The sequence below is a fragment of the Mesorhizobium sp. M1295 genome (assembly GCF_040318135.1).
Lineage (GTDB): Bacteria > Pseudomonadota > Alphaproteobacteria > Rhizobiales > Rhizobiaceae > Mesorhizobium.
In genome coordinates, this window is the sequence record NZ_JAMYLU010000016.1 from 87,513 (window position 1) to 105,191 (window position 17,679).

General features: G+C 63.3%; 20 protein-coding genes. 9 read left to right on the forward strand and 11 right to left on the reverse strand.

All coding sequences use genetic code 11. The annotated features are described in order from the left end of the window. Positions 1–5: 5 nt before the first annotated feature. The 4 genes from NKH29_RS21565 to NKH29_RS21580 are packed head-to-tail and all read right to left on the reverse strand — an operon-like array spanning position 6 to position 2,634. Positions 6–1,061, reverse strand: a complete 1,056-nt coding sequence (locus tag NKH29_RS21565) for an aldo/keto reductase (protein WP_352789773.1) — start codon at positions 1,059–1,061, stop codon at positions 6–8. Beyond that, the gene (locus tag NKH29_RS21570; RefSeq protein WP_352482752.1) at positions 1,058–1,411 is read right to left on the reverse strand and encodes a TIGR04076 family protein; all 354 of its coding nucleotides are present in this window, start codon (positions 1,409–1,411) and stop codon (positions 1,058–1,060) included. The genes NKH29_RS21565 and NKH29_RS21570 overlap by 4 nt, the downstream gene beginning before the upstream one ends. Further along, entirely contained in the window at positions 1,412–1,900 is a 489-nt protein-coding gene (locus NKH29_RS21575; RefSeq protein ID WP_352482754.1) for a DUF3830 family protein, read from the reverse strand. Next, entirely contained in the window at positions 1,897–2,634 is a 738-nt protein-coding gene (locus tag NKH29_RS21580; protein ID WP_084642406.1) for a GntR family transcriptional regulator, read from the reverse strand. The genes NKH29_RS21575 and NKH29_RS21580 overlap by 4 nt, the downstream gene beginning before the upstream one ends. Before the next feature lie 125 nt (positions 2,635–2,759). Between NKH29_RS21580 and NKH29_RS21585 the strand changes: the two genes are divergently transcribed. The 6 genes from NKH29_RS21585 (at position 2,760) to NKH29_RS21610 (ending at position 7,700) form a co-directional block, all read left to right on the forward strand. After that, a complete protein-coding gene (locus NKH29_RS21585) occupies positions 2,760–3,557 on the forward strand; it encodes an ABC transporter ATP-binding protein (RefSeq protein ID WP_353000545.1) in 798 nt (265 codons plus the stop codon). After that, positions 3,554–4,303 (forward strand): ABC transporter ATP-binding protein, encoded by a 750-nt coding sequence (locus NKH29_RS21590; RefSeq protein WP_352547475.1) that lies wholly within the window; start codon positions 3,554–3,556, stop codon positions 4,301–4,303. The genes NKH29_RS21585 and NKH29_RS21590 overlap by 4 nt, the downstream gene beginning before the upstream one ends. After that, positions 4,300–5,208: a branched-chain amino acid ABC transporter permease gene (locus NKH29_RS21595; RefSeq protein WP_352547474.1), complete on the forward strand. Its 909-nt coding sequence runs from the start codon at positions 4,300–4,302 to the stop codon at positions 5,206–5,208. The genes NKH29_RS21590 and NKH29_RS21595 overlap by 4 nt, the downstream gene beginning before the upstream one ends. Next, the gene (locus NKH29_RS21600; protein WP_352482888.1) at positions 5,205–6,188 is read left to right on the forward strand and encodes a branched-chain amino acid ABC transporter permease; all 984 of its coding nucleotides are present in this window, start codon (positions 5,205–5,207) and stop codon (positions 6,186–6,188) included. Before NKH29_RS21595 ends, NKH29_RS21600 begins: the two co-directional genes overlap by 4 nt. Further along, a complete protein-coding gene (locus tag NKH29_RS21605; RefSeq protein WP_352789769.1) occupies positions 6,185–7,477 on the forward strand; it encodes an NAD(P)/FAD-dependent oxidoreductase in 1,293 nt (430 codons plus the stop codon). The genes NKH29_RS21600 and NKH29_RS21605 overlap by 4 nt, the downstream gene beginning before the upstream one ends. Before the next feature lie 76 nt (positions 7,478–7,553). Further along, positions 7,554–7,700, forward strand: coding sequence for a hypothetical protein (locus tag NKH29_RS21610; RefSeq protein WP_023716676.1), 147 nt, complete (start codon positions 7,554–7,556; stop codon positions 7,698–7,700). A gap of 51 nt (positions 7,701–7,751) precedes the next feature. Here NKH29_RS21610 and NKH29_RS21615 read toward each other — a convergent pair whose 3' ends face one another. The 6 genes from NKH29_RS21615 to NKH29_RS21640 form a co-directional block, all read right to left on the reverse strand. Further along, a complete protein-coding gene (locus tag NKH29_RS21615) occupies positions 7,752–8,588 on the reverse strand; it encodes a GNAT family N-acetyltransferase (RefSeq protein WP_352547470.1) in 837 nt (278 codons plus the stop codon). A 5-nt stretch (positions 8,589–8,593) separates the two neighbouring features. Continuing rightward, complete coding sequence (locus NKH29_RS21620; protein WP_023716674.1) at positions 8,594–9,334, reverse strand: aspartate/glutamate racemase family protein; 741 nt, start codon at positions 9,332–9,334, stop codon at positions 8,594–8,596. A 2-nt stretch (positions 9,335–9,336) separates the two neighbouring features. After that, on the reverse strand, positions 9,337–10,155 hold the full coding sequence (locus tag NKH29_RS21625) for an ABC transporter permease (protein WP_352789766.1): 819 nt from the start codon (positions 10,153–10,155) through the stop codon (positions 9,337–9,339). Between the two features lie 4 nt (positions 10,156–10,159). After that, positions 10,160–11,071 (reverse strand): ABC transporter permease, encoded by a 912-nt coding sequence (locus NKH29_RS21630; RefSeq protein WP_353000547.1) that lies wholly within the window; start codon positions 11,069–11,071, stop codon positions 10,160–10,162. A 197-nt stretch (positions 11,072–11,268) separates the two neighbouring features. After that, on the reverse strand, positions 11,269–12,558 hold the full coding sequence (locus NKH29_RS21635; RefSeq protein WP_352547464.1) for an ABC transporter substrate-binding protein: 1,290 nt from the start codon (positions 12,556–12,558) through the stop codon (positions 11,269–11,271). A gap of 36 nt (positions 12,559–12,594) precedes the next feature. Further along, positions 12,595–13,683, reverse strand: a complete 1,089-nt coding sequence (locus NKH29_RS21640) for an ABC transporter ATP-binding protein (protein WP_352547462.1) — start codon at positions 13,681–13,683, stop codon at positions 12,595–12,597. A 258-nt stretch (positions 13,684–13,941) separates the two neighbouring features. Here NKH29_RS21640 and NKH29_RS21645 point away from each other — a divergent pair, with 258 nt between their 5' ends. Beyond that, positions 13,942–14,655 carry a GntR family transcriptional regulator gene (locus NKH29_RS21645; RefSeq protein WP_023676076.1) on the forward strand — a complete coding sequence of 238 codons (714 nt, stop codon included), beginning with the start codon at positions 13,942–13,944 and terminating at the stop codon, positions 14,653–14,655. Positions 14,656–14,662: 7 nt separating this feature from the next. Here NKH29_RS21645 and NKH29_RS21650 read toward each other — a convergent pair whose 3' ends face one another. Beyond that, a complete protein-coding gene (locus NKH29_RS21650) occupies positions 14,663–15,760 on the reverse strand; it encodes a lactonase family protein (protein WP_352789762.1) in 1,098 nt (365 codons plus the stop codon). Positions 15,761–15,949: 189 nt separating this feature from the next. On the opposite strand from NKH29_RS21650, the gene NKH29_RS21655 reads away from it, so the two are divergent. After that, entirely contained in the window at positions 15,950–16,501 is a 552-nt protein-coding gene (locus tag NKH29_RS21655) for a MaoC family dehydratase (protein WP_352590334.1), read from the forward strand. A 3-nt stretch (positions 16,502–16,504) separates the two neighbouring features. Further along, the gene (locus tag NKH29_RS21660; protein ID WP_352789759.1) at positions 16,505–17,665 is read left to right on the forward strand and encodes a CaiB/BaiF CoA transferase family protein; all 1,161 of its coding nucleotides are present in this window, start codon (positions 16,505–16,507) and stop codon (positions 17,663–17,665) included. Positions 17,666–17,679 lie beyond the last annotated feature (14 nt).

A 17,679-nucleotide genomic window follows, 5' to 3' on the forward strand; every position in this document is an offset into this window, starting at 1 on the left:
CGCGCTCATTTCCTGCCTGCATTCAAATTGTAATGCATGATCGAGCCGTGGCGGCCGTGACGGTCGCGTTCCAATGTGTAGACGTCGCCCAGCGGCCCACGGCTTTGCGCGATCACGGCAGCGATCCTCGCCCGGTCGTCGGCATCGAGCGCGACGTCCATGATTCTGGCATTGGCAAGGGCGTGCGCCTGGTTGCGGGCGCCGACGATGACGGCCGCCACTTGCGGCTGCTCCAGCACCCAGGCGCTGGCGATGGTGGCGATGTCGACGCCGTGGTGGTCGGCGACGGCCTTCAGTGTGCGAAGCAACTCCTGGAAAAGCTCCCAACCGCCAAAGTCGTCGATGATCAGCTTGTATTTGACCAGCGACCGGTTTTCGAGTGGCGTTTGAGGCTCGGCAACGCCTAGCCATTTTTCGCTGAGGAAGCCGCCCGCCACCGAACCGTAGCAGAGGAAACTGACGCCGTGCTGGCTGGCGAGCGCCGCAAGGCTGTTGGCCGGCCGCTGGTCGAGTACCGAGTATTGCAGCTGTTGGCTGACCAGCGGCACGCCGGCGGCCAGGATCTCGGCCAGCCGCGGCGTGTCGAAATTGGTGGTGCCGATGTTGCGCACCTTGCCTCGGAGACGCAGGTCGTTGAGCCAGCCCATCGCATCGACGTAGCCCGGCAGCGCATAGTCCCACCAATGGAACTGAACGAGATCGAGCCGCTCGGTCTTCAGCCGCCGCAGCGACTGGTCGACGATGCTGCTGATGTAGTCGCGGCTGATGCTGGAAAGCCTTTCGAGGTCAGGCACCAGCTTGGTGTGCACCTTCATCTTGGCGGCGGCGTCGAGGCCGCGCTCATTGGCAAGCCGCAGGCGCGCGGCACCGATCAGTTCCTCGACGCCGGTATAGATGTCGGCACAGTCATAGGTCCCGATGCCGGCGTCGAACGTGGCGATCAGGTCGGTTACCGCCTGTTGGCGGTCGATCGCGCCGTGCCCGCCGGCAAGCTGCCAGCCGCCACGAATGACGCGCGAGATCGTGTAGCCGGGGCTGAGCTCGAACGCCTTGGCGGTCATCTCTGGTCAGTCTCCTTGGGCAGCGGCACAGCCGTGGTTTCTGAATGACTGAACCACCGCTTGCCGGTCCTGACGATCCTGAGCCGGCTGGCGCAATTGGGATCTGGACAGGCGATCTCGGCATCCGAAGTCATCCAGTCGTTCCTGTGGGTCGGGCGTTGCTTTGCGGCCAGAAGCGGCAACACTGCCGCAATGGAATAGATCGAGAAGCCCTGCCCCGTCGGCATCGACAGCATCTCGCCCTTCAACTCGAAATAGTCGCCGGCCTTGGCACCGCAATAGATCGGCTTGCCCTCGGGGACGACCGCCTCGACGCGAAGGTCGAAGAGTTCGAAACTGTCGTCGGCCATTCAGATCTCCACCCGGGTGAAGGTGATGTCACAGGCGCCGTTGCGGCGGATCGCGCCACAGGCGGCAGCGAATTGATCGCGCTCTTCGGGACGCACCTGCGCGACGACGCTTCCGGCAAGCCAGCCGATCGGGAACAGCAAGCGCGCGCCCGGTCCATAAAACAAGCCGATGTCGAAGATGGCATTCGGGTTGCCGCCCCACATGCGCGGCGGCACGTAGGACAACACGATGTCACCCGGCTGCGGCGTTAGCGTTGCGTTCTCCGCCGGCAAGGGCCTGGCATAGGTTTGGCCCTCAAGTTCGGCTGATGGAACCGGGCAGGAGATTTCCGGCCCGGTCCACATCGCATGGATGCCGGCAACGACGCGCGGCTGCTCGAGATAGGCCAGCAGGAAGGCGGCGTTGTCGGGCGCCTTTTCAGGCAACAGCAGCGCGGTCACGGAAAGCTTCGAGCGTGGCTCGGTGATCCTGATGCCAGGCGTCGTCATGCCCTCAATCCTTCTTTGCTTGCGGATTGGAGCTTGTCGCGCAGGAAGGCGAAGGGCCGGCTGATGTCCGCCACCAGCGCCTCGCGCGCTGCCTGGGCATCCTGCCTGGAAAGCGCTGCGACGATACTACGATGGTAGTGGGCGGTATCGACTTCACCGGCATCGGAAAATGCGTAAATGGCCACGCGAATGCACGGCCCGGATTGCAGCCACAGGCTCTCGATCATCGGGATCAGCACGGCGGAGCCACAGCATCGGTAGATCTCGAAGTGGAAGCTCTGGTTGAGCGTCGCCTCGCGGTCGATATCCTTCTTGTGCTTCAGCGCCCGCATCTCGTCCCATTGGCCCAGCATGGCTTCGACCGTGGCTATCTGGCGCGAATTCATGCGTGTAGCGGCAAGTGCTATCGCTTCGCCCTCTATGAGGGAGCGGGCGCGCAAGAGGTCGTCGATACGCTCCAGCGTGATAGGCGGCACGCGCACCGAGCGGTTGGGAAGCGCCTCCAGCGCCTTCTCGGTGATCAACCGCCCGAGCGCCTCACGCACCGGCATGGTACTGGTGATCAGCGCGTCGGCGAGGCCACGGATGGTCAGCACCTGACTCGGCTCAAAAAGGCCGCCGATCAAGGCACGGCGCAGCTCCGAATAGACGCGATCCTGCACGGTTTCGCGGCCGACCGGCGTAAGCTGGGCTGCGATCGTTTCGTTATTCCGTTCGATGGCGGCCTTCTGCATGGCGTTCCCGGTGGCCATTCGGCCCGTTTTCGGCTTGCGGAAGAAATTAAAGCCGAATAGCGTGATCAAAGCAAGTGTGATCACAAATCATAGGCGGCGAAGATCGCTTTAGGCCAGAGGGATTGATGGGCGACACGACAGAACGGCAGGAGGAGATCCGCACGCCGGTTCTGACGGCCAGGAACGTCGTCAGACGCTTCGGCGGCCTTGTCGCGGTCAACAATGTCTCGTTCGACGTCCCGCCAGGCGAAATACTTGGCCTTATCGGTCCGAACGGCGCCGGCAAGACCACGATGTTCGACCTGCTGGCCGGCAGCATCCTGCCGACCAGCGGCGAAATCCTTCTCAACGGCGTATCGGTGTCGGGGGAAGCTGCCCATCGCCGCATCGGCCGCGGCCTTGGCCGCACGTTCCAGATCCCCCGGCCCTTGCCCAATCTGACACTGATCGAAAACGTCATGCTGGCCGCGCAGGGGCAGGCCGGAGAAAGACTGCTCGCCAATTTCCTGACGCCGCGGCGGGTCGCCACCGAAGAGCGGGCGGCCGAGACGAGAGCCATCGAATTGCTTGAGCTCGTCACGCTCGCCCGCCTGGCGCACGAGCCGGCGCGCGTGCTTTCGGGGGGCCAGCGCAAGCTGCTCGAGCTGGCCCGCGTCATGATGGCCGATCCGGCAATCATCCTGCTCGACGAACCTGCGGCCGGCGTCAATGCGACGCTTCTTGAAGTCATCATCGACCGCATCCGCGATATCAACAGAAGCGGCATCACCTTCCTGCTGATCGAGCACAATATCGACATGGTGACGCGGCTCTGCCACCGGGTGCTGGTCATGGCAAGCGGCCAGCTGCTGTGCGAGGGCACTCCGGACGAGGTTGCGCGCGACCCGCGCGTCATCGAGGCCTATCTCGGAGGCGCTGCATGAGCCAAACGGTACTCGACGTCCGCGGTCTCGAAGCCGGCTATGAGCCCGGCGTGCCGATCGTGCGCGGCGCTTCGATCACCGTCGACCAGGGCGAGATCGTCGTCGTCCTCGGTCCCAACGGCGCCGGCAAGTCGAGCCTTATCAAGGCCATCGCCGGCCTTGTCCCGATCACCGGCGGCACCGTGCTGCTGGACGGCAAGGACATCACGGCGGCGCCCGCCCACACCATGGTCCGCCTTGGCCTTGCGTTCGTGCCGCAGACCGAAAACATCTTCCCGCTGATGTCGGTCGAGGACAATTTGAAGGTCGCCTGCGGCATCCTGAGGCCGCGCGAGATCCCTGCCCGCATCGAGGAAATGTATGCGGCCTTTCCCGATCTCGCCCGTCAGCGCAGAACGGCCGCGGGCAATCTCTCGGGCGGACAGCGGCAGATGCTGGCCGTCGCCCGGGCGTTGATCGTCCATCCCACGGTGCTGGTGCTCGACGAACCGTCGGCCGGCCTGTCACCGAAATTCGTGGCGATGGTGTTCGAGATGCTGGCCGGTATCCGCAAATCCGGCGTCACCATTCTGCTGGTCGAACAGAACGCCAAGGCAGCGCTTGCGATCGGCGATCGCGCCTACGTGCTGGTCGAGGGCAAGGACCGGCACCAGGGCATCGCCTCCGAGCTCTGGAACGATCCTGTCGTCGCCGAGCTCTATCTTGGCCAGCGCCGCCCCCACCTTGGAAAAGGAGGCGCGGCATGAACCTGCAATTCGTCGCCGACGGGCTGCTGGCAGGCTCGATGATCGGCCTCGGCGCCATCGGCGTGACGCTCACCTATTCAATCCTGCGCTTCTCGAACTTCGCCCATGGCGACTTCATGGCCTGGGGCGCCTATGCGACGCTCGCCGTGGTTGGCGCTATCGGCGCGATGTTCGGCAAGATCGCGCCGATCGCACCCCTCTCCTTCGGCTGGTCGCTGATCGTCGCGCTCATCATCGGCATGGCGGCCACCGGCCTGCTGGCGCTGGCGCTCGACATGGTGCTGTTCGCGCGGCTGCGCGCCAAGGGCCAGGCGATCATCGTGGTGATGGCGAGCTTCGGCGCCTCGATGGCGCTGAGAAGCCTGCTCGAATTCATCTTCACCTCGCGTCCGACCTATTTCAGCCGGGCGATCCAGATCGCCATGCCGATAGGCTTCGGCATTCGCATCACCCCGGACCAAATCGCGCTGCTGCTGCTGACCGCCGTTCTGGTGCTCGGCGTACATCTTTTGATGACGCGTACCCAGACCGGCCGCTCGATGCAGGCGTTGAGCCAGAACGCGGCACTTGCCCGCATTGTCGGTATCGACGTCGCCAAAGTCGTGCGCGTCACCTGGATCATCGGCGGGGGGCTGGCCTGTGTCGCCGGCGTCATGATCGGCATTCTCATTCAGATCCGCCCGTTCATGGGTTTCGAGATGCTGCTGCCGATGTTCGCGGCCGCCATCCTCGGCGGCATCGGCAGTGTGCCCGGCGCCGTTCTCGGCGGCTTGATCATCGGTTTGGCCGAAGCCGGCGCGGTGCAATTGATCGGCGCCGAATGGCGGGCGGCCATCTCCTTCATCATCCTGATGGCGGTGCTGTTCGTGCGGCCCATCGGCCTTTTCGGAGTGGGGGAACGCTGATGGATCTGCTCGGCTACGGCGCTTTCTTCCTGACCACCGCGCTGATTTTTTCGCTCGTCACGCTCGGGCTCAATTTGCAATGGGGGCTGACCGGGCTTTTCAATGTCGGGGTCGCCGGCTTCGTTGCCATCGGCGCCTACACCTCGGCACTGCTGACCACGCCCGACGATGCCGCGCGACTCGGCGGCTTCGATCTGCCGATCCTTGTCGGCTGGCTCGGCGCCATGCTGGTGGGCGGTGTCGCCGCCGCCATCACCGGCATCGCCACGCTGCGCCTGAGATCGGACTATCTGGCGATCACCACCTTTGGCGTCGCCGTCGTCGTGCAATTGGTGGCTCTCAATGCCCAGACGCTGACCGGCGGCCCGTTCGGCATCGGCTTCATTCCGCGTCCGTTCGGCGGTCTTGCCGAAACCCCATTACTGTTCAACCTGTCGAATCTTGCCGTCGTCTCGGTGGTGACGCTGATCGTCTATCTCGCGCTGGAGCATCTGTCGCGCAGCCCGTGGGGGCGCGTGTTGAAGGCGCTGCGCGAGGATGAGCGGGCCGCGATATCGCTGGGAAAAAGCGCGCGGTTCTACCGGGTCCAGGCCTTTGCCGTCGGCGGCGCCATCATGGGGCTGGCCGGTGCGCTGCAGGCGCATTTCACCGGCTTCATCGCCCCGGACAATTATTTGCCGGCGCTGACTTTCCAGGTCTGGGTGATGCTGATCGTCGGCGGCTCGGGCAGCAATATCGGCGCCGTCATCGGCAGTATCCTGGTCTGGGCGATCTGGGCCGGATCAGGAGCCTTGACGAGTGTGTTGTTCTCGCCCGAACAGCAGGCCCGCGCCGCCTCACTGCAGATCGTCGCCATCGGCGTGATGCTGTGCGTCATCCTTCTGGTCAGGCCGAACGGCCTGTTCGGCGACAGGCCGCGACGCGCAAGGTTCGGCAAGGGCGCGAAAGCGGCTCCGGACGAGAGCGCTGCACGGTCATGAGCAACGTTGCCGTGCCACGCGGCCTTTCGCTATGGCACGCCGTCGGCCGCAACCGCCGCGACCGGCCGGCGCTCGAAGGTGCACTCGATGTCGATCTGGCGATAGTCGGCGGCGGATTTTCGGGCCTTTCAACCGCGCTGCACACCGCCGAAAGAGGCATCTCGGTGGCCGTCCTCGAGGCGGAAATCATCGCCTGGGGGGCAACCGGCAGGAACGCCGGCTTCGTCGTGCCGAATTTCGCGAAAAGAGACCCCGACGATATCATTGCCCAGCTTGGGCCCGAACGCGGCGAACGCCTTGTCGATTTCGCCGCCGGCAGCGCCGACCTCGTCTTTGCCCTGATCAAGCGGCATGCCATCGAATGCGATGCCGTCCAGAGCGGCTGGATACAACCAGCCCATTCACCGGCCGCTTTGCAAAAGACCAGATCGCGCGCCGAACAATGGGCACAACGCGGAAGACAGACTGTCGCGCTGGATAGACAGGCGGTCGAAGAGCTGACCGGGGTTCGCGGTTATCTCGGTGGCTGGATCGACAGATCGGGTGGCGTCCTCAATCCGGTCGAATATGCGCGCGGGCTCGCCGACGCGGCGGAAAAGGCCGGTGCGCGCATCTTCGAACATACGCGGGTTAAATCGATCGAGCGGACAGGGGGTGGCTGGACTCTGAAGACGGCCTCCGGTTCGGTCCGTGCCGAAAAAGTGCTGGTCGCCACCAACGCCTATGGCGGACAGCTCGAGCGTACGCTCCAGCGAACCTACTTCCCACTGAAGATCTTCCAGATCGCGACGGCGCCGCTGCCGCGCGAATACCGCACCCGGTTGCTTCCGGGCGGGCAAGGCGTCGGCGACACCAGGCGCAATCTTTTCACCTTCCGCTTCGATGGCGAAAACAGGCTGATAACCGGCGGCATGCATGTTTTTGGCCCCGGTGCCGACACGCGGGTGCCGCGGGCGATCTGGCGACGGCTTGCCAGGCATCTCGATCTCCCGGGAATGCCGCCGATCGACTACAGCTGGTCGGGGATGGCTGCGGTCGAGCCCGACTTCCTGCCGCACCTCGTCGATCTCGGCCCCGGCCTGGTTGCGGGCTTTGCCTGCAATGGGCGCGGCATCGCCATGACGACTGCCATGGGCGAGGTGCTTGCCGACTGGGCTGATGGAACAAAGCCTCAGGATTTGCCGCTGCCGTTTGCGCCGCCGTCGCCGATCCCGTTCCATAGCCTGGTGCGGCATGCACCAAACATGGTGCTCCCCTGGAGCATGCTGCGCGACCGGCTGGATGGCTGATCGACGTGCGTCTCCGGCCGCCGTCCTGATACCCGAACTGCTAGACTCGCCCACATCATGTTGTTAACGACAGCGGATGAAGCAGAACTATCTTTATCTCATCATCGGCGCTTTGGTCGTCGCCGTCATTGCCTTGGGCATTTACGTTTATCGCGAGGAGACTAAGCCGAAAGGCGTGGAACTTCGTATCGACGATTCCGGCATTTCGGTTCAGGAAAAATAGACCAGGTATTCGTGTTGCCCGACTTTACGCTAGACGTCGGCTTGCACCGTTTCAGCCAAGCTCCAACGTCGTTATTGCAAAAACCCCGGACTGCATGAGCTGCGGCGCCCTTCCCTTGTACATCCGAGCTGTCTCGAAGCCGGGTTGAAGGCCGGCGGACGACAGCAAATCTGCAAATTGCCCGCTGGTCTCGGGCACGTCGAGATGGACGTTTCCGGGACCGGACATGTGCGCGAGTGCGGCGAAGAGACGGCTCGCTGCATCCAGGCTGTCGGCAAAGAGCGGGCCGATCTTGCAGCCGTCCCGGCATTGGCGCGCGACGCCATATCCTGCAATGGCGCCGTGCTTGACGATCGCATGGGCCATATGCGGCGGGCGCAGCCATTGCTCCAGGAAGGATCGCCTCGGGCCGGGAAAGAAGCGGCGGTCATAGTCCAGTATGTCCGGCACGAGTTCCGGCCCTACGGCGCGAATGTCGCTGCCGGCGGCTGCCGGGGCATTCGACGACCCCATGAGCCGTATCGTCCGGTAGGCCGGCGCAAAACCCATGCTGCGGTAGTTGGCCTGTTGTTCGACGACGCCGTCGAGGCCGATCGTGCGGTTGTCGAGCCGCGCCATGCCGGCATCCCAAACGGCCTTACCATGGCCTTGGCCACGCCTGTCCGGCCGGCAGATATACAGGCCGATGAAGCCGAATTCCTCGCCATAGGCAACGGCTGAAATGCCGGCCGCCATCTCGCCGTCGACAAAGGCGCCGATGAAGCCCTGCGGGTCGGCTGCCTGGAACAGCGCGGCGTCGCTGAGGCCGGGGTTCCAGCCTTCCGCCGCCGCCCAATCGACAAGGGTTTGCACTTCTTCACGTGCGAGCGTTCGGATCGTTCGGGGCATTGCGATCACTCGGCGGCATCAGGCGCGAAGGACTTCAACGCACCATGATAGGGCTTTGCCAATGGGCTTGCATAGGCGCCGCGCTTAGATGTCGTCAGGCCAAGCGTTATCAAGGCCTCGGCCTGCTTGACTGCGGCGCCGACGCCGTCGATGACCGGAAGCCCGAATTCCCGCTGCAGCGCGGCCGCCAAGTCGGCCATGCCGGCACAGCCGAGCACGATCGCTTCGGCGCGATCCTCGTCGATGGCGCGCGCAATCTCGTTGCGCAGCTTCAGGAGCGCATCGGATGCCGGATCTTCGAGGGCAAGAACCGGGATATCGGCAGCGCGCACGCGCGCGCGCCCCGCCATGCCATAGCGCTGCACCAACCCTTCGACCGGCACGTGCGAGCGTCCGGTGGTGGTGACGACGGTGAAGCGCTGGGCGATGAACGAGGCCGTGCTGAGCGCTGCCTCGCAAATGCCGATGACCGGAATGTTGGCCATGGCGCGTGCGGCGTCGAGGCCGGTGTCGTCGAAACAGGCGATGATCGCAGCCTGCGCGCCTGAGCGCTCGCCGGCAGCGATCTCGACCAGCAGGCCGGGTACGGCAAGCGCTTCATCGTAATAGCCTTCGATCGAAACCGGGCCCATCGTCGAGGTGACGGCAACGATCTTCGTCGATTGACCAGCGACCGATCGGGCCGCCGCCGCAATAGTCTCGGTCATGCTGGCGGTGGTGTTTGGATTGACGACGAGGATCTGCACTGTCAGGCACGCTCCCGGCGGCGGCCGACATAGACGATTGCGCCGAGCGTCAGCAGGATCACCAGAAAGGAAAACACGGTCGTCACTGTACCGAGCGCATAGAGCACCGGCGTCGTCACATTCGTCGTCATGCCGTAGATTTCGAGCGGCAGCGTGTTGAAGGTCCCCGAGGTCATCAGCGTGCGGGCGAACTCGTCATATGACAGAGTGAAGCCGAACAGGCCGACACCGATCAGGCTGGGCGCGATCATCGGCAGAACGACATGGGCGAAGGTCTGCCACGACGATGCTCCGAGATCCCGCGCGGCTTCCTCATAGGCCGGCGAGAACCGGTTGAAGACCGCGAACATGATCAGCACGCCGAAAGGCAAAGTCCAGGTCAGATGGGCGCCGAAAGCAGACGTGTACCAGGCGGGGCGGAAGCCGGTCTGCTGGAAGACGACGCCGATGCCGAGACTGATAATGATCGACGGGACGACCAGGCTGGCGACGGCCAGATAGAACAGTGCGGTTGCGCCGCGAAATTTCTGCCGGAAGGCAAGGCCGGCAAGCAGCGACACGACGACCGTGACGATCATCACCATCAGGCCAAGGACGAGCGAGCGTTTGAAACTGCCGCCGAAATCGCCGACCGCCTGGCGCTCGAACAGATTGGCGAACCAGTGCAGCGAAACGCCGTTCAACGGAAACGTCAGACCGCCATTCTCGCCCTGGAAGGACAGGATAAGGATCGCCGAAAGCGGGCCGTATAGGAACAGCACGAAAAGCGCGAAGAAGGCCGCCAGCACGTAGAATTCGAAGGTGCGCTTGTCGGGGCTCATCGCCTCACAGCTCCTTGCGAATATCGACGATGCGCAGGATGCCCGCGACCATCAACAGCACCAGCACCAGCAGCACGACCGCGTTGGCGGCGGCTGCCGGATATTGCAGCAGCGACATCTGGTTTTTCATCATCAGCGCGACAGAGGCGCTCTGGCCGCCGGACATCACCTGCACCGTCGAAAAGTCGGCCATCACCAGGGTGACGACGAAGATGGTGCCGATCGCCATGCCGGGCTTGGCAAGCGGGATGACGACGTTCCACAGAACCTGCCAGCCGGAAGCGCCGGCGTCGCGCGCGGCCTCGACCAACGACTTGTCGATGCGCATCAGCGTGTTGAAGATCGGCGTCACCATGAACAGCGTATAGAGATGCACCATGGCCAGCACCACGGCGAATTCGGAATAGAGCAACCATTCGATCGGCTTCGGGATCAGCCCCATCTGCACCAGCGTCGAGTTGACCAGGCCATTGCGGCCAAGCACTGGAATCCACGAGATCATGCGGATGATGTTGGAGGTCAGGAACGGCACGGTGCAGACGAGGAACAGCGCCATCTGCATGGCTGTGGTTCTGATGTGGAAGGCGAGGAAATAGGCGACCCAGAAACCGATGAACAGCGTCAGCGCCCAAACGATGGCGGCGTATTTCAGCGTGTTCAGATAGGTTTTCCAGGTGACCCAGGAGCCGAGCGTGTCGGCATAGTTGGTGGTCAGGAAATCCGGATACATCGCCGCGAAATCGTAGTCCCAGAATGAGACCACGGCGATCATCAGGATCGGCAACAGGAGGAACGCGCCGAGGATCAGCGCCAGCGGTGCCGCCTGGAGATAGGGTGCGACGCCGGCAAAGGAGCGCCTAGTTCTGGCCGGCTTCGCAGACGTAACGTGCGTGGATTGTTCGAGCGCTACTGCCATCTATCTCTCGGTCCAAGTCGGCGATGCGACTGAGGGGTGTTCCCTTCTCCCCCTGTGGGAGAAGGTGGCTGAGCGAAGCTCGGTCGGATGAGGGGTGTTCCAGCTTGGCACCAACAGTGCTCCGTCCAGCACCCCTCAACCGTCTTGGCGCTGCGCGCCAATCCACCTTCTCCCACAAGGGGAGAAGGCAGAGGGCATCAAGCAGCGATGAACTCGTTCCAGCGCTTTACCATATAGCGGTCCTCGTCCATGACCGAGTTCCAGCAGGCGACCTTGCCCATGCGCTCTTCGAACGAGCCGCCGTCACGCACGGCGCCTGCCTTTTCCATGACCTTGCCGTCCGGTGACAGGATATCGCCCTTTGCCGGCTTACCTTCGATCCAGTAGCCCCATTCGTCCTCGGACATGAACTTCTTGGCCGACACCATGTTGGCCGAGTAGTAGCCCTGGCGATTGAGGTAGCCGCCCACCCAACCGGACGTGTACCAGTTGATGTATTCATAGGCGGCATCGAGTTCGGCACCGGAGAGATGGGCTGCCAGGCCAAGCCCGCCACCCCAGGACCGGTAGCCTTCCTTGAGCGGCTGGAACCGGCACGCGATGCCCTTGGAGCGGACCGCGGCCACGGCCGGCGACCACATCGACTGGATCACCACTTCGCCTGAAGCCATCAGGTTGACGCTTTCGTCGAAGGACTTCCAGAAGGCACGGAACTGGCCGTCCTGCTTGGCCTTGATGAGGAAATCGATCGTCTTGTCGATCTCCTCCTTGGTCATGTTGCCCTTGTCGGCATATTTGATATTGCCAGTGGCTTCCATGATCATCGCCGCATCCATGATGCCGATCGACGGGATGTTGAGGATGGCTGTCTTGCCCTTGAAGGCCGGATCCATGATGTCGGCCCAGGTGGTGATGTCACGGCCGACGAGGTCGGGGCGGATGCCGAGCGTATCGGCATTGTAGATCGTCGGCACCATGGTGAACCAATTGGTCGGCGCCTTGGCGAATACCTTGCTGTCCTGCGCCTCGACGTAGCCGACCGTGTGCGGCGCGGTGCCCTGGGCAATGACGCTGTCCGGCGTCAGCTTGCCGGTTTTGAACAGCGGCACGAGTTCGTCGTAGTATTTCAGCTTGGTGACATCCATCGGCTGCAGGACGCCTGTCGGAAACACCTTCTTGCAGATCCAGTATTCGATATCGGCGATGTCGTAGCTGTCGGGCTGCGTTACCGCGCGCTGGGCAGCGGCATCGGAATCGGTTGCCGTCATCTCCAGCGTGATGCCGAGATCCGCCTTGCACTTGTCGGCGATGGCATTGAGGTTGGACACGCCGGTGCCGAACTGGCGCAACGTGATGTTCGATTGCGCCCAGATGGTCGGAAAGCCTGATATGGCGCCGGAACCGGCGGCAAAACTGACGGCGGCGGCGCCTGTCTTGAGCAGCGAGCGACGCGATATTCCAGTCTTCTTGTCTGTGGTGTTGGTCATGTTCAGTTCCCCTGTTTTGGTTGGTTATGCTGGATTTCAGGAATCGAGACGGCCAAGGACGATCGCGTCCTCGGCGTCCCAGGCGATCGGCACTGCGTCGCCGACGGCAACCGGGCTGGCGAAGAAGCTGGTGTCGTCGACGATCACCGTGAAATCCTCGATGCCCGCGCCATTGACCGAGAGCTTCACGGTCGAACCGCGGTACTCGACGTTTGAAACGATGCCGGTGAAGCCGAGCCCCGCCGCCGGCGGCTCGCCGATCCGCACGTGGTCGGTGCGAATGGCGATGTCGATGGGCTCCCCGGTCGCCCTGCCCTGCCCGCTGGCGGCGAGCGTGACACCGCCGGGCACATCGAAAACAACCATGCCGTCACGACTACCGGTGACGCGGCCGGAGATGACATTGTGGTCGCCCATGAAACGAGCGACGAAGGCCGTGGCCGGCCGCTCGAACACCGTGCGAGGGTGCGCCGCCTGCTCGATACGGCCGTCGTTCATGACCACGATCAGGTCGGCCAGCGCCATCGCCTCTTCCTGGCTGTGGGTGACGTGGACGAACGTGATGCCGAGCGACGTCTGCAGCTTCTTCAGTTCGGCCCGCATGCGGATCTTCAGGAACGGATCGAGCGCCGAAAGCGGTTCGTCGAGCAACAGCGCCTCGGGATCGGTGATCAGTGCGCGCGCAAGAGCAACGCGCTGCTGCTGGCCGCCCGAAAGCTGCGCCGGACGGCGGCTGGCATATGCCTCCATCTGCATCAGCTTCAGCATGTCGAGTGCCTTGGCGCGGCGCTCCTCCTTGCCGACGCCTTTCATCTTCAGGCTGAACGCGACATTGTCGATCAGGTCGAGATGCGGAAACAGCGCGTAGGATTGGAACATCATGGCAGTGCCGCGCCTGGCCGGCGGCAGGTCGGTGACCACTGTGTTGCCGAGCCGCACATCGCCGCTCGATATGCTCTCGTGCCCGGCGATCATGCGCAGCGTCGAGGTCTTGCCACAGCCGGACGGACCGAGCAGGCAGCAATAGGTTCCCGCAGGGATTTTCAGGCTGATGCCTTCGACGGCAGTCGTCGCGCCATAGACTTTCGAAACGGACACAATGTCGATTTCGGCGGCTTTGGACATCCAGCTTCCCCTTTGGTCGGATTAGCCAAAGCATCATGCGTGCCAGTTGCGCGCCGCCGCACCAACCGACTGAATCCTCGAAGAAATCAGGGCTGCATCGACATGGCTGCCGATATGGCATCCTTGTGCAATGCACAAATTATAGGCGATTGCCGCCGATCCTCGCAAAAATCGCATGCAATCTTTTTCATCCCTGTATTCACTTTGTCTCTCGTCCAAGCGATGCGATTCAGGGTAGAAGTACGCAGGATCACCGCCATGAACATTGCCGACCAGACTTTCCCTGCTATCGAGGCCGCCAACGAGGATCGCGCGCAGGCGATCCGCGACCAGTTGCGCGACGCGATCGTCGATCGCCGGCTGGCGCCCGGAACCAAGCTTTCCGAAGGCGAAGTCGGCACGCTGTTCGATGTCAGCCGCACCGTGGCGCGCGCCGCACTGCAGATGCTTTCCTTCGAGGGATTGGTGCGCACCGAGCGCAATCGCGGCGCCTTCGTCGCCAATCCGTCGCCGGAGGAAGCGCGGCAGGTCTTTGCTTCGCGCCGGCTGATCGAACCCGGCATCGCGATTGCCGCCGCCGGGCGGATGACGCCGGCGCATGTCGCCGCGTTCAAGGCCCAGCTCGACGAAGAAGGCCGTTTCATCGCCGAACGCGGACCGAACGCAAGGCGATCGGAGATCAAGGCGTCGGGGGATTTTCACCTGCTGCTGGCGTCGGTCGCGGGAAACGTCATCCTGCAGCGCTTCATGGAGGAATTGGTCGCTCGTTCATCTCTGGTGATCGCGCTCTATGGCCGCTCGGGTATCTCGAGCTGCGGCCACAACGAGCACACGCAGATCCTCGAGGCGCTGGAAAATGGCAATGCCGAACGCGCCAGCGCGCTGATGCTGCACCACATCGACCATATCGAGGCCGACCTCGATTTGCGCGTCAGGAGCGGCCCGGCACTCAGGCAGGCGCTCGAGTTCTGAGATCGCGTCAACGCACGATCCTCACGCACATCGGCGTGCCAATGCCGATGGATCGGCCGGTGTCGGTCAGCCGGCCGGTTGCGGCATCACGGGCGAAAATCGAGATGCGGTCGGCATTCTGGTTGGCCGAGAACAGATGGCCGCCCGAGGGCGTCAGTGCCAGATTGCGCGGCGTGGCACCGCCGCAAGGCGTATAGTCGACAAGGGCAAGCCTGCCGGTTTGCTGGTCGATCGAAAACACGGCGATGCTGTCATGGCCGCGATTGGAGCCGTAGAGAAAGCGGCCGTCGGGCGAGATCTGGATGTCGGCACAGTGATTGCCGTCGCGTGCCTCGGCCGGCACGGCCGGCTTGCTGTCGACCACTGTAAGCTTGCCTGATGCTTCGTCCAGCGCCAGCGAGACGACCGTCGAATCCAGTTCGTTCATGACGAACACGAAGCGGCCGCCGGGATGCAGCGCGAGATGGCGCGGACCTGTGCCCGGCGCAAGCGCCGACTCGGCCAGTTTGGTCAGGCTGTCGTCTGAGCCGATGCGGTAGGACACCAGCCGGTCGATGCCGAGGTCGGCGACGATCGCAACACCGCCGGCAACCGTCTCGGTTACGCTATGGGCATGCGGCCGCTCCTGGCGTGCGAGGTCTGGTCCGGTCCCGCTATGGGCGACGCTCGACAATGGCGCGGTCAGGCCGCCATCGTCGCGCAGCCCGAAGACCACGACCGAGCGATCGGGGCCACCCTCGCCCATGCCGTAATTGGCGACCAATAGCTTCGTCCGGTCGCGCGTGATGGTGTTGTGCGCCGTTATGCTGCCCAGCGTCGGCTGCTTATTGATGTAGGACAGCGTGGCGGCCTGCCTGTCGAAACGGTAGGCCGAGACCACGCCTTCGCGCCAGGTGAACACTTCGGAATTGGCGTAGATGTAGGAGCCATCCGGCGTCACCGACAGGAAGGTCGGATTGTCGATGCCTCCCGTCTCGGCCAGTTTCTTCGTCTCCAGCGTCCCCTCGTCGAAATTATAGACGCCCAGCCCGACACCGCGCGCGCCCTGAAAATATGGGGCGTCGCGGTTGAGGCTGCCGACGAAAACCAGACAGGCATTCTGCATCATTTCCTCCTGTTCCGCCGGCGTTGGCCGCCGCGGATCGCAGCAAAATTTCGCCGAGACTCGCTTGCAACACAACCCCATATGTGAAAATACTATTCACAAAAGAAGATTGACGGGAGGATCGATCATGCATTTCGCTGGTCTGCGGCGCGCCCTGATGGACGATTCCCGCTCCCAGAGGAAGTCGTCATGAGCGGCTTCGCGCCAACCGTTGGCGTGGCATCGACACACCCCGCCAACATGCCGAAGGAACACGCCGACCTTCCCGTCTGGAACGCGGAGAACTGGTTCTACGAAGACTGGCCGGTCGGCCAGAAGATCCGTTCGCTGCGCCGGACCATTGCCGAGGGCGACAGCCATCTCTTCAATACGCTGGTGCTCGACATCCATCCATACGTGCAGGACCAGATGTTCGCTGAAACGGAAGGCATCTTCGGCAAGCGGCTGGTCGCCGGCGCCTTCGTGTTCTCGGCCGGGCTCGGGCTCGTCGCCACCAATTGCATCAACGCCTTTTCGTATGGCTACGACAAATTGCGCTTCATCAAGCCGGTGTTCATCGGCGACACGATTTATTCGATCCGCTCCAACCTCGACAAGAAGCCGAAATACAAGGAAATGGGGCTGATCCGCGCCAGCTATGAAGTCTTCAAGGGCGAAGGCGAGCTCGTGCTTTATTGCGAGCACCTGCAGACGGTGAAGTACCGCAATCCGGCCGATTTCGCCGGCAAGACGGAGAGATAGGCAATGGCTGCCATTGCCGAACTGCCGCTGACCGGGCTCATCGTCGTCGATATGAGCCAATTCCTGTCCGGGCCTTACTGTTCGCTCAGACTGCTCGACCTCGGCGCCCGCGTCATCAAGATAGAACGGCCGGATGGCGGCGACCTGTCGCGCCGGCTTTATCTCAGCGACACCGAGATCGGCGGCGATTCCACTATTTTCCACGCGATCAACCGCGCCAAGGAAAGCCTTGCCATCGACTTGAAGGACGAGGCCGATCTTGCGGCGCTGCGCGGCCTGCTGGCCAAGGCCGACGTGCTGATCCAGAATTTCAGGCCCGGCGTCATCGAACGACTGGGCTTCGATTATGAGGCGGTGCGCAAGATCAATCCGCGCCTGGTCTATGCCTCGATCAGCGGCTACGGCGAGGAAGGCCCATGGGTCAAGCGGCCCGGGCAGGATCTGCTGGCGCAGGCCCGCTCCGGCGTCATGTGGCTGAACGGCGACGAGGACCAGGGGCCGGTGCCCTTCGGGCTGGCGATCGCCGACATGCTGGCCGGCTCCGCCGCCGCGCAAGGCATCCTTGCCGCACTGGTGCGGCGCGGCGTGACCGGCAAGGGCAGCCATGTCGAGACCAGCCTGCTCGAAGCACTGGTCGACTTTCAGTTCGAGGTGCTGACGACGCATCTCAATGACGGACGCCGGCTGCCGCGGCGGTCATCTTTCCGCAGCGCCCATGCCTATCTGTCGGCGCCCTACGGCGTCTATCCAGCCAAGGACGGTTATCTGGCGATCGCCATGACGCCGATATCGAAGCTGGCCGATCTTCTGGGCCTCGAAGAGCTTGCGCCCTATCGCGATCAGCCGTCGACCTGGTTCACTGCCCGCGACGAGATCAAGGCGATCATCGCGCAAAAAATCGCGACGAAAACGGTCGACGAGTGGCTTGCCATCCTCGAGCCTGCCGACATCTGGTGCGCCAAGGTTTTGACCTGGCCGGAAATGATGGCCAGCGAAGGCTTCCAGGTTCTCGACATGCTGCAGACGGTGACGCGCGAGGATGACGTTTCGATCCTCACCACGCGCTCGCCGCTCAGGGTCGACGGCATCCGCGCCAAGGTCGAGCGGGCCGCGCCACGCATCGGCGAGCACAGCGCAAAAATCCGCGAGGAGTTCGGGCTGTGAGCGACGTGACGCTC

Bases quoted from the DNA above. Each gene is read 5' to 3' on its own strand.
- NKH29_RS21565 (WP_352789773.1), bottom strand. From the start codon at position 1,061: ATGACCGCCAAGGCGTTCGAGCTCAGCCCCGGCTACACGATCTCGCGC.
- NKH29_RS21570 (WP_352482752.1), bottom strand. From the start codon at position 1,411: ATGGCCGACGACAGTTTCGAACTCTTCGACCTTCGCGTCGAGGCGGTC.
- NKH29_RS21575 (WP_352482754.1), bottom strand. From the start codon at position 1,900: ATGACGACGCCTGGCATCAGGATCACCGAGCCACGCTCGAAGCTTTCC.
- NKH29_RS21580 (WP_084642406.1), bottom strand. From the start codon at position 2,634: ATGCAGAAGGCCGCCATCGAACGGAATAACGAAACGATCGCAGCCCAG.
- NKH29_RS21585 (WP_353000545.1), top strand. From the start codon at position 2,760: ATGGGCGACACGACAGAACGGCAGGAGGAGATCCGCACGCCGGTTCTG.
- NKH29_RS21590 (WP_352547475.1), top strand. From the start codon at position 3,554: ATGAGCCAAACGGTACTCGACGTCCGCGGTCTCGAAGCCGGCTATGAG.
- NKH29_RS21595 (WP_352547474.1), top strand. From the start codon at position 4,300: ATGAACCTGCAATTCGTCGCCGACGGGCTGCTGGCAGGCTCGATGATC.
- NKH29_RS21605 (WP_352789769.1), top strand. From the start codon at position 6,185: ATGAGCAACGTTGCCGTGCCACGCGGCCTTTCGCTATGGCACGCCGTC.
- NKH29_RS21610 (WP_023716676.1), top strand. From the start codon at position 7,554: ATGAAGCAGAACTATCTTTATCTCATCATCGGCGCTTTGGTCGTCGCC.
- NKH29_RS21615 (WP_352547470.1), bottom strand. From the start codon at position 8,588: ATGCCCCGAACGATCCGAACGCTCGCACGTGAAGAAGTGCAAACCCTT.
- NKH29_RS21625 (WP_352789766.1), bottom strand. From the start codon at position 10,155: ATGAGCCCCGACAAGCGCACCTTCGAATTCTACGTGCTGGCGGCCTTC.
- NKH29_RS21630 (WP_353000547.1), bottom strand. From the start codon at position 11,071: ATGGCAGTAGCGCTCGAACAATCCACGCACGTTACGTCTGCGAAGCCG.
- NKH29_RS21635 (WP_352547464.1), bottom strand. From the start codon at position 12,558: ATGACCAACACCACAGACAAGAAGACTGGAATATCGCGTCGCTCGCTG.
- NKH29_RS21640 (WP_352547462.1), bottom strand. From the start codon at position 13,683: ATGTCCAAAGCCGCCGAAATCGACATTGTGTCCGTTTCGAAAGTCTAT.
- NKH29_RS21645 (WP_023676076.1), top strand. From the start codon at position 13,942: ATGAACATTGCCGACCAGACTTTCCCTGCTATCGAGGCCGCCAACGAG.
- NKH29_RS21650 (WP_352789762.1), bottom strand. From the start codon at position 15,760: ATGCAGAATGCCTGTCTGGTTTTCGTCGGCAGCCTCAACCGCGACGCC.
- NKH29_RS21655 (WP_352590334.1), top strand. From the start codon at position 15,950: ATGAGCGGCTTCGCGCCAACCGTTGGCGTGGCATCGACACACCCCGCC.
- NKH29_RS21660 (WP_352789759.1), top strand. From the start codon at position 16,505: ATGGCTGCCATTGCCGAACTGCCGCTGACCGGGCTCATCGTCGTCGAT.